Genomic DNA, 11,549 nt, shown 5'->3' with positions numbered 1-11,549 from the left:
CCAAAAAAGCAGTGTAAGCGAAATCCATTTTAATATGTTAAGGCTTTTGCTCAGGGTATTATACTATTATTACAAAAATAATGTTTCGCCTGTTACAGGCAAATTCAATACCAAACTTTATAGTTTATTTAGATAAGAAGTAAACATAAGGTTTATCTCTGTAAAAGCGGATTTTGCTAATAACCGTTGTGACAAAAGAGCCCTGAAAAGAAACTACCTGATATAAAAGCCCAGGTTAAGGCTGATCATGCGGTTGCGGATATTGCGCTGGTCAATTTCTTCATTGTTGTTAATGCTTGCCAGGCCGTACAAATAACCAGCCTCAACAAATATTTTTTTCATGTGATAACTCACGCTGGCATTGAGTCCCAGGTCGAACCAACCAAATTGGCCGTAACCGAATTTTAGTTTTTGGGTAGTGGTAACATTGCTGTTGTCAGTTGCCTTTAGCTTTCCAAAATTGGTAAAGCCAAAATCGGGACCAATGGCAAAGGCAAAAGAGTTGCTTTTGTGAGGGAAATCGAAACTGAAAGAGGGGATGATGTCAAGATAAGTGATACTGTACTGCTCAGTTTTATTGGTGCCTGTTAATGGTTTCACAATAAATCCTCTTTTATTGACCATTACGGAAGGGGCGAAATTTAAAACGCCTTCAAAAGGGATTTTTGCATACACACCGGCACCAAAACCAAAAGTAAAATCAGTAGGTTGTTTTACGCCGGAATACATTGCTTTAGCGGTTGAATAATTCCAGCCGGCCTTTGCCGCCACCCTTACCTGTGCTTTAGTAACAGTAATAATTAATAATGTGGCTAAGATAGTAATGATTCCTTTCATGCGTTTTTTTATTGGGTGCAAATGTACAGTTTTAGTAAGAGTAGTGAATAGTTTCTTAAAGGTTGCATTTTAGCCCTTTTTGTTCATTTGGTTGTTGAATTGTGTGGATTGCCCTTTAGCAATGGAAAGATTGTTCCAATTATTGCCGGCAACTATCTTGCCAATGTAAACGATCTGCCCTACATGATAGGGATAATGTGCCAGTTGACGGTTAATGGCATCTGCTACCAGCAAGCCTTCACCACGGATATAAATGGTTTTAAGCAGGTCATCTGCTGTTAATGCATTTAATGCGCCTAAACAACATTGCCAGCCTCTTTCCCAAAATGCAATTAATGCATCTTTATCCAGGTGTTGTTCCTCAAATTCTGTATCCCGGTTGCGCCAGTCTTTTTCACCGTCGGTAGTTAAAAAATCGGTCCAGCGGCTAAGCATGTTGCCTGCCACATGTTGAATGATAATAGCAATGCTGTTGCTGGCATCGTTGGGTTGAAAATGAAAACCGGCATCGTTTAATTGTACAAATGTTTTATCGCCTAATTCTTTGTAATAACTAAGGCGTTTGATTGCAGATTGGAGAAAAATTGATTCGATGGTCATAAAGTTATTTTAAAAAATACCTTGTAAGTAAACTGGTAATTCCAATAAGGTATATAGTAAATGTTATTTTTCCTGATCTGTAAAAATATTTATACCCAACATTAAAACAATCAGCGTCGTTTTTTTCAAAAGAAAGATTAATAAGTTTGTTGGCCTTAACACAGTATGACCAGCTTATAATACTCGAGCTCATGAGAATAACATCTATAACAGGTAAGAATCTGTAAGTATAATATTCAATATTGGATAACTTGCCAAGTTTCATTGAATTAATAATGGGGTCATACCAATTATATAGTTCTACAATAGCATAAATGACCGTAAAACTTAAAACAATTTTTGAAAGATTAAAGGCCTTTTTTATAACGCCTTTATTTATATTCTCAACAAAATTATTAGAGATCAGGTCGTCAATCATTTTGATAATATTGATTAATAAATAAAATTTCGCTTTTATTTTCTCCATTTTCCCCTTCAGGGCATAGGGGCAAAACCTTCCGCATCATCATCACCTCTCTTATCACCTACAGCAATAATTTGTTTGCCATTTATTTGTATCACTTCAGTTCTTCCTATCTGCCCTTTTACAACAACTTTATAGCCCATAGCTTCCAGTTGTTTTTTTACAGCTGCATCAAAATCTTTTTCAATTCTAATTTCATCGGGTAACCACTGGTGATGAAATTTGGGTTTGTTTACAGCATCTTCCACGCTCATTCCAAACTCTAAAATATTCACCAATGTTTGAAATACACTGGTAGGAATGGTGGTGCCACCCGGAGTACCCACTACCAGGTAAGGTTTATTATTTTTCAGCACAATGGTTGGCGTCATACTACTCAGCATTCTTTTGCCTGGGGCAATGGCGTTTTTTTCGTTACCTACAGCACCATACATATTAGGCACGCCGGGCTTTACACTAAAATCATCCATTTCGTTATTCAATAAAAAGCCTGCACCACTTACAACGGTACGGCTGCCGTAACCACCATTTAAAGTAGTAGTAATAGAAACTACATTGCCCTTGTTATCTGCCACACTTAAATGTGTTGTCTCTTCGCTCTCTTTAATAATGCCTGCTTTTGTTACTGCGCTGCTACCTGCTTTTGATGGGGCATAATCTTTCATTCTTTGGGCCAGGTAATCTTTACTGGCTAATTTCTTTACCGGCACTTTTACAAAATCAGGGTCACCTAAAAATTCAGCACGGTCGGCATAAGCCCTGCGTTCCACTTCCGTCATTAACTGCACACTCTGTAAGGTTTGAAATTTCATGGCCGCAATATTTCTATTGGCTATCATGCCCATCATTTGCTGCAGTATAATGCCGCCGCTGCTGGGCAATGGCATGGTAACAATGGTGTTGCCTTTATAGTCAAAAACATCGGCCACTCTTTCTTTAGCCTGGTAGTTTTTAAGATCTTCATAACTGATAATGCCATTGGCTTTATGCATTTCATCAACTATTAATCGGGCAGTTTCTCCTTCATAAAATCCGCTTTGCCCGTTATCCCTGATGCGTTCTAAAGTTTTGGCCAGGTCTTTTTGTATCAATGTATCTCCCGCTTTCCATCGTTGTTGTTTAACAAACACTGGAGCGGTGGAATTTAATTGTATAAATTCTTCTTTTAAATTATTAAGTGATGCAGCTTCGGCAGCAGTAATGGCATAACCTTTTTCTGCAAGATCAATTGCAGGTTGAATTAATTTTGCAAAGGGCAGTGATGCATATTTATATGATGCAAATATGCCAGCAATAGTCCCTGGTACCCCCGATGCCAGGTGGCCATCCTGTGATAAATTCAATTGCGGATTTCCTGCACTGTCAAGATACATATCTCTCGATGCCCTGGCCGGCGCTTTTTCCCTGTAATCTATCGCTATATTCTTCCCGTTGTTTAAATGCGCTACCAAAAAACCGCCACCACCAATATTACCGGCACCGGGATATACCACGGCTAATGCCAGCTGTGTGGCAACAGCCGCATCAACTGCATTTCCACCCTGTTGTAAAATAGTTACACCAACTTTACTGGCCAATGGGTGAGCAGAAACTACAGCCCCCTTTGTAGCGGTTACTTTTTTTTGTGAGTGGTAATTATATGGATTAATTTGTGCCGTACTTTGCAGCACTAAAAAAATCGCAGCCATTGACAGTAACGTTCTCTTTAATTTCATATTTCCAGCATTATTTAAAAAAATCAGCCCGATAAAAGTTTACATTATATGAAGAAAAACCTTTTTGTTCTTTTAACGATATTGTTTTCAAGTTACACCTCTTTTTCACAAGAACTAAAAAGCCCTGATCAGTTTTTGGGTTATCAATTGGGCGATAAATATACACCGCATTATAAAATTGTAAATTATTTTCAGCAGGCAGCATTGGCAATGCCCAAAATGATGAAGCTGGAGCAATATGGCAGTACTAACGAAGGCCGTCCTTTATTACTGGCTTTTGTGGCATCACCAGAAAATTTTACAAAACTGGAAGAGATCAGGAAAAACAATTTACGCCTTACCGGCATGTTGAATGATAAACCCGGAGACGTAAGTGCTCCAACTATTGTATGGCTGAGTTATAATGTACATGGCAATGAAACCAGCTCTTCAGAAGTAGCGATGAAAACATTGTATGAATTATTGAATCCCAATAACGCACAAACCAAAGAATGGTTAAAGAATACCGTGGTTATTATTGATCCCTGCTTAAACCCCGACGGACGTGACCGCTATGTAAACTGGTTTACGCAAGTGTCTGGTAAAAAAGCGGACCCGAATACTGATGCAAGGGAACACAGTGAACCATGGCCGGGTGGAAGAACCAATCATTATAATTTTGATCTCAACCGTGACTGGGCCTGGCAAACACAAATAGAAACACAGGGCCGTGTAAAAAAATATAATGACTGGATGCCGCAGATACATTGCGATTTTCACGAGCAGGGTGTTAACAGCCCTTATTATTTTGCACCGGCGGCAGAACCTTTTCATGAAGTGATCACACAATGGCAAAGAAACTTTCAATACACTATCGGAAAAAATCACGCCAAATATTTTGATGCTAATGGCTGGTTGTATTTTACCAAAGAAATATTCGATTTGTTTTATCCTGCATACGGAGATACGTATCCAATATACAACGGTGCTATTGGTATGACATACGAGCAGGCAGGGGGACCCGGTGGTGGTGCTGCTGCTTTAAAGTCGGATGGAGACACGCTTACATTAAAAGACAGGATTGCTCATCATTTTACTACCAGTATGAGTACACTTGAAATTGCATCTGTGTACAATAGTCGTTTGGTTAGTGAGTTTAAAAAGTTTTTTGATGATGCTAAAAATAATGGTGTTGGAGACTACAAAACGTATATCATTACTGAAACCAATGCCAATAAATTAAAACCACTCCAAAATTTCTTTGATGTGAACGGTATTAAATACGGTAGTATCAGCACAACAGCAATTAAAGGGTATAATTATTCAACAGGTAAAGAAGAAGTATTTACTGCTGTTAATGGAATTGCTGTTTCTGCGTATCAACCAAAATCTACATTGATAAAAGTTTTGTTTGAGCCCAAATCTAAACTTGTTGATTCTGTTACTTATGATATCACCGCCTGGAGTTTACCTTATGTTTATGGAGTGCAGACTTATGCAGTAAGAGAAAAAATAGCCACCGGTATTTATGCAGGACAACCTGCTGCTACAACCGTTGCTGCAAATGCTTATGGATATCTTATTAATTATGCTTCTTTTGAAGATGCCAGGCTTCTGGTTGCTTTATTAAACGAAAAAATAAAATTGCGTTTTGCTGAAAAAGATTTTACCTATGGCGGTAAGGCATTTAAAAAAGGGGCCTTGATTGTTCTAAAAAAAGGGAATGAAGATAAACTGGCTGCATTGATGGAATTATCAAAAAAATACAATGCTGCAGTAACATCCGTTGCCAGTGGTTTTATGGAAACGGGGTTTGATTTCGGAAGCGAAAAAGTACATTTCATCAAAAAGCCCAATGTGGCTATGCTTACCGGCAAAGGCGTAAATTCCGGCGGGGCAGGAGAAGTGTGGCATTTGTTTGAACAACAATTGGATTATCCTATAACATTAATTAATGCAGATGAGATAAACGGTGCGGCATTAAAAAATATGGATGTATTGATCTTGCCCGATGGTAACTATAAATTTTTTGCAGATAAAGATGCTGCAGCAGAAATAAAGAACTGGGTGCAGCAAGGGGGTAAAATAATTGCCATGGAAAACGGTGCATCCCAAATGGCAAAAGCAGACTGGGGTTTTAAATTAAAGAAAGACGACGATGAAAAGAAAGATGATAAAAAGGATGACAAAAATTTATATGCTGATGTAAAACGTTTTGAAAACAGGGAAAGAGAAAGCATAGCAGATTTTATTCCCGGGTCTATTTATAAAGTAACATTAGACGACTCTCACCCTTTGGCATTTGGCTATACCGATAATTATTTTACACTAAAACAAAATGGCGACCTGTATGAATTTATGAAAGATGGCTGGAATGTGGGAGTGATAAAAAAAGATAACCAGGTAGCAGGTTTTGTAGGTAGCCGGTTAAAAGATAAATTAAAAGATGGTACGGTGCTGGGTGTGCAGGATCTTGGAAGAGGCAGCATTGTATTTTTTGCCGACGATCCCATATTCAGAAGTTTTTGGGAGAATGGAAAATTACTGTTTGCAAATGCTGTGTTCTTAGTTGGGCAGTAGTTTAGTACATTGAAATTTTATTTCGATACATTTTGCCGAAACAAATTTTCGGCATGCAACATCAAAACGTACAGTTCAAGACTTTAAATAAAAAGAATAGAATTCTAATATGAAAAATAAAATGCTGTGTTCCCTTGCCGCTATGGCAAATTTCGGTTTGCGTAAAAAAATTGTATTCTTTTTTCTTGTGCTTTCTTTTTGCGAAGTAAAATCACAAACGCCCAGGTCATACACCTCTTCCGAAATATTATTGCAGTTAAAAAAACTCAATGTATTAGGTTCTGTATTATACATTGCGGCACATCCTGATGATGAGAATACAAGATTGCTGGCTTACTTGGCTAATGAAAAATTATACCGCACCGGTTATTTAAGTTTAACAAGAGGTGATGGCGGACAAAATTTAATTGGTGACGAGCAGGGGGTTGACCTGGGCTTGATACGCACACAGGAACTATTAGCTGCCAGGAGAGTTGATGGTGCAGAACAATTTTTCAGTCGTGCTTTTGATTTCGGGTTTAGTAAAAGTCCTGAAGAGGCCTTACGCATATGGGGCCACGATAAAATTTTAAGTGATGTGGTTTGGGTAATAAGAAAATTTAAACCCGATGTGATCATTACAAGGTTTCCCACAACCGGCGAGGGTGGCCATGGCCATCATACTGCATCAGCAATATTAGCCGGCGAAGCATTTGATGCAGCGGCAGACCCTACAAAATTTCCGGAGCAATTAAAATACGTAAGCATATGGCAGGCCAAACGGTTACTATGGAATACATTTAATTTCGGTACCACCAATACACAAAGGGATGATCAGTTTAAATTAGAATGCGGCGATTATAATCCGATATTGGGAAAAAGCTATGGTGAGATTGCGGCTACCAGTCGTAGCATGCATAAAAGCCAGGGCTTTGGTGTGCCTGCACAAAGAGGAAGTGTGATTGAATATTTTAAAACGATAAAAGGTGCTGCTCCTGTAAATGATCTGATGGATGGCATAGACCTGAGTTGGTCACGGGTAACAAAAGAAAATATTGAAAATACGATCAACGATATTTTTAAAAACTATGATGTACAGCACCCGGAAAAATCTGATGCCGCTTTAGTAAAACTTTATACCGACCTTGATAAGATAAATGATCCTTACTGGAAAACATTAAAGCAAGCCGAAATAAAAAAAATAATTGAGAACTGCAGTGGTTTATTTATGGAAGCCGTTGCCAATACGCAATATGCGGTGCAAGGCGATAGTTTAAAAGTTACTTTAACTGTAAATAACCGGAGTGGTGCCAATATTTTAAGTGCCGATGTTCAGATTGATACAACATATTTAATCTTTGACCAGCTGAAGAAAAATATGAATGCTACTAGAAATTATACCTGGTTTATAGAACCGGATACAAAGCTTACACAACCTTACTGGTTGGAGAATCAAAAAGATAAAGGAAGTTTTAATGTTAGCGAACAGCAGTTAATTGGTAAGGGAGAAAATGATCCTTTAAGTGTAAATTTTAGTATGATGGTTGAAGGGAAAGAATTTGTATTTACAAAACCTGTTTATTATAAATATACTGATCCTGTTAAAGGAGAGATCTATCAACCTGTAAATATTATTCCTGCATTCTCTGTCAGCTCTATTCCGCAACTTTCCATAAATCATGGTGCAAGCAACAAATGGGAAATAAAATCTTATAGAGATGATAACCGGTTTAAAAAGTATATTATAAACTCGGAAGGAAAAGTTTTAGGTACTGATATAGATACATTGCTTTCCAAAAATCAAACAGTAAGAATACAAACTAGTGTGAACTGGGATCCATATATTTTATTCGATAGCCTGGGTAATGACTTGACTAAAGGTGTATTTATTCATGAAGAAATTCCTTATAAGTTTGATAAAAAACCTTATTTGCAACTTCAGAATATAAATTATGATCACATTCCTTCAATTGCATATACCCGCCCGACAGTATTTACTGCCAAAATGTTTGATCTGAAAACTGTTGGCAATTACGCAGGCTATATTCCCGGTGCCGGAGATAAAATTCCGGAAGCACTAGAGCAAATGGGATATAAAGTAGTAACATTGAAACAGAGCGATATGACAGCTGCTAATCTTCGCCAGTTTGATGTGATTGTTACAGGCGTAAGGACTTATAATACCAACGAGTGGATGAACAATGTATACGATGCATTAATGCAGTATGTAAAAGAAGGCGGCGTATTATTTACTCAGTATAATACCAGCAACCAAATTGGTCCGGTAAGAGCGAAAATTGCACCTTATCCTTTTACCATCAGCCGTAACCGGATTACAGATGAAGAAGCCAAAGTAAATTTTTTAATTCCCGATCATAAAGCGTTAAACTATCCCAATAAAATAACCGATAAAGATTTTGAAGGCTGGATACAGGAACGCAGTATTTACAATGCAGAAAATATTGATACCGCTTACAGAAGAATACTGAGTATGAAAGATCCGGGGGAAAATGAACAGGATGGTAGTTTAATTATTGCCAACTATGGTAAAGGAAGATTTGTGTATACAGGATTGGTTTTCTTCCGGGAATTGCCTGCAGGCGTTCCCGGTGCATACAGGTTGTTTGCTAACCTGATTGCAAATAAAAGAGTGAAGTATATCAAGTAATAATAGGGTGGGTCACTCCTTAAAGAGTGGCTCACCCGGTAAAAATTTAAGCGGCAACTAGTCTGGGTGAGCCACCCTTCTGGGGTGACTCACCCGATAAAAACAAATGCTTGTTAAAAAAATGAAAAACGAAAAATCATACTGGCGCAAATGGTATTTTGGTGTGCTGTTATTTTTGCTTGTGCAGATCATTTTTTTCTTTTTCATCACCAAGTACTTTTCATGAGTCGTATAGATTGGGCCATATTGATCATTACACTCACTTCCATCATTGTTTATGGTATTTACAAAAGCCGTACAACAAAAAATTTAGAAGGTTATTTTCTCAGTAACAGAAGCTTGCCCTGGTATTTGGTTTTGCTAAGCATTATGGGGACGCAGGCAAGCGCTATTACTTTTTTAACCGGCCCCGGACAGGCTTACAGCGATGGGATGCGTTTTGTACAATATTATTTTGGCCTGCCTCTTGCCATGATCGTCATCGCCATTTTCTTTGTTCCGGTATTCAGCAAATTAAAAGTATTTACAGCCTACGAATTTTTAGAGCATCGGTTTGATGTAAAAACAAGAACATTCACTTCTGCTTTATTTTTATTGTCAAGGGGATTAAGTACCGGTGTAAGCATTTTTGCCCCTTCATTGGTATTAAGTTCCTTAATGGGCTGGAATATTTATTACACCAACCTGGTAATGGGGGGGATGCTTATCATTTACACCATGAGTGGTGGTGCTAAAGCGGTAGCCTATACGCAGAAGCTGCAAATGATCATTGTGTTTGTGGCATTGTTTATAACGGGGTATTTAGCAGTCAAATTATTGCCGGATGCGGTCGGCTTTACCGATGCTTTAAAAGTAGGCGGGCAAAGCGGCAAAATGAATATCATTACCACAGGGTTTACTAATAAAGGGTTTGATTGGAAAGATAAATACAATATCTGGAGCGGATTGATCGGCGGTTTCTTTTTAGCACTCAGTTATTTTGGAACTGATCATAGCCAGGTGGGAAGGTACTTAACGGCAAAAAATATAAAAGAAAGCAGGAAGGGTTTATTAATTAATGGATTGGTAAAAGTGCCGATGCAGTTTTTTATCTTACTGATCGGCATATTGATATTTTCTTTTTACCAATATAATAAAGGGCCGGTTTATTTTGATGCCGTAACCTTGCAACAGGCAAAGCAAACGGTGAAGAAAGATTCTTTAAATATGCTGGAGTTGCAATACAGTAAAGCATTTGAACAGAAGAATACTAAAGAGGCCAATGTTATAAGAAAAACTTTTAAAGGCGTAATGGAAAGAGCTTTGCCCGATCAAAAACCTAATGATACCAATTATGTTTTTCTCTGGTTTGTAAAAGAAAACTTACCAGTTGGATTAATAGGCTTGATCTTTGCCATAATTTTTTTAGCAGCATGGGGTAGCATTGCTGCAGCGCTCAATTCGCTGGCGGCATGTACCGTAATAGATTTTCACAAAAAATTCTTTGTAAAAAAAGAAACGGAACTGGAAGATTATAAAATATCGCAATGGTACACATTAGGGTGGGGTATATTTTCTATTATCATTTCTATGTTTGCCTATAATATCGGCAATAGTTTAATTGAAGCAGTTAATATTATTGGTTCGCTTTTCTATGGCGTAATATTAGGTGTGTTTTTGGTAGCCTTTTGGTTAAAGTTTGTAAAAGGCAATGCGGTTTTTTATGCCGCCATTATTTCAGAATTGCTTGTTATTCTTATTTATAAGATGGATATCATTTCATTTTTATGGCTAAATGTAATTGGCGCTTTGTTTGTAATTATATTAAGCGCTTTATTGCAACCGCTGTTAAAAGAAAAAGCACCACAATAATGCAGTGCTTTTTCTTTATCTTTTATAATTCTTTATTTCAGTTTTCTTAATAATTCTTCATTCATTTTTATATAATCTTCATTCTTTGCATCCTTTGCCAGTTCAAGCGATTTTTGAGCACTTACTTTTGCGCCAGCCTTATCGCCCATTTCTTTTTGAATTTTTGCTTTGTATAGATATATCCAGAATGCTTTGTTGTTTGCTGTAATGGCCTTGTTACAATTATCTAAAGCCTTCACCTGGTTATGATCATATTCATTGTAAAATTGTGCAGCCTGCCAGTAAGGTTTATTTTCTGTTTGCATCCCTTTTTCAATCTGTACCCTCAACCTGTCTTTAATATTTGTAGTTATTGGAATTACGATGGCTGTTTTTGACCACATGATATGTAACTCACAACTTTCTGGTTTGATATTCAGAAACTGCATGGTTAAAGTTTCAATATTCGCCTTCATTTTCACGGGTTCAATTCTAAAGCGGGCCACATCTTCATTTTCTTTATATCCTTCAATGCCCCAGTTATTCAATCCCTTGTTTAGTATTATCTCCCAGCTATCCAGCCCGGGGATGGTATATAAAACATAAGTGCCGCTATCTACCTTTTTTCCGCTTAACTCCACCGCATCAGTAAAAATTATTTTGGTAGCAGCATTAGCACCGGTACGCCACAGTTTGTTATAAGGTACAAGATCGCCGTATATTTTGCGGCCCTTTGTTAAGTTAGGCCTGCTGTATATCAATTCAATTGCACCCATACCAAAACTTTGTTTTATGGTTTGCAATGGAGCAGGCTCCGGCATTTTTACCTGTGCTGATGTTTGAAGCATACTGTTTAGCATCACAATACACAGCAGTATTGTTTTATTCATACATAAAA

Annotated in this window: 7 protein-coding genes; 3 read left to right on the top strand and 4 right to left on the bottom strand. The window is 37.6% G+C overall.

Annotated elements, in window-relative coordinates:
- Positions 1–213 precede the first annotated feature (213 nt).
- The 3 genes from ACQ334_RS15300 to ggt all read right to left on the bottom strand — a co-directional run bounded on the left by ACQ334_RS15300 (position 214) and on the right by ggt (position 3,588).
- A complete protein-coding gene (locus ACQ334_RS15300; protein ID WP_430989113.1) occupies positions 214–837 on the bottom strand; it encodes a porin family protein in 624 nt (207 codons plus the stop codon).
- Positions 838–906: 69 nt separating this feature from the next.
- Complete coding sequence (locus tag ACQ334_RS15295) at positions 907–1,437, bottom strand: DUF1572 family protein (protein WP_430989112.1); 531 nt, start codon at positions 1,435–1,437, stop codon at positions 907–909.
- 474 nt (positions 1,438–1,911) lie between these two features.
- Positions 1,912–3,588, bottom strand: coding sequence for a gamma-glutamyltransferase (ggt, locus tag ACQ334_RS15290; RefSeq protein ID WP_430989111.1), 1,677 nt, complete (start codon positions 3,586–3,588; stop codon positions 1,912–1,914).
- 75 nt (positions 3,589–3,663) lie between these two features.
- On the opposite strand from ggt, the gene ACQ334_RS15285 reads away from it, so the two are divergent.
- From ACQ334_RS15285 to ACQ334_RS15275, 3 genes are all read left to right on the top strand, one after another.
- On the top strand, positions 3,664–6,174 hold the full coding sequence (locus ACQ334_RS15285; protein WP_430989110.1) for a M14 metallopeptidase family protein: 2,511 nt from the start codon (positions 3,664–3,666) through the stop codon (positions 6,172–6,174).
- 109 nt (positions 6,175–6,283) lie between these two features.
- Entirely contained in the window at positions 6,284–8,821 is a 2,538-nt protein-coding gene (locus tag ACQ334_RS15280; RefSeq protein ID WP_430989109.1) for a PIG-L family deacetylase, read from the top strand.
- A 222-nt stretch (positions 8,822–9,043) separates the two neighbouring features.
- Positions 9,044–10,672 carry a sodium:solute symporter gene (locus tag ACQ334_RS15275; RefSeq protein ID WP_430989108.1) on the top strand — a complete coding sequence of 543 codons (1,629 nt, stop codon included), beginning with the start codon at positions 9,044–9,046 and terminating at the stop codon, positions 10,670–10,672.
- Positions 10,673–10,704: 32 nt separating this feature from the next.
- Here the strand turns inward: ACQ334_RS15275 and ACQ334_RS15270 are convergent, their stop codons facing one another.
- Positions 10,705–11,541, bottom strand: a complete 837-nt coding sequence (locus ACQ334_RS15270; protein ID WP_430989107.1) for a DUF2911 domain-containing protein — start codon at positions 11,539–11,541, stop codon at positions 10,705–10,707.
- Positions 11,542–11,549 lie beyond the last annotated feature (8 nt).

Origin of the sequence: Ferruginibacter sp. SUN106 (assembly GCF_050611765.1) — a bacterium.
Classification (GTDB): Bacteria; Bacteroidota; Bacteroidia; order Chitinophagales; family Chitinophagaceae; genus Ferruginibacter.
Note: the sequence above shows the minus strand (reverse complement) of the source record. Positions and strands in the feature narration are given on the sequence as shown.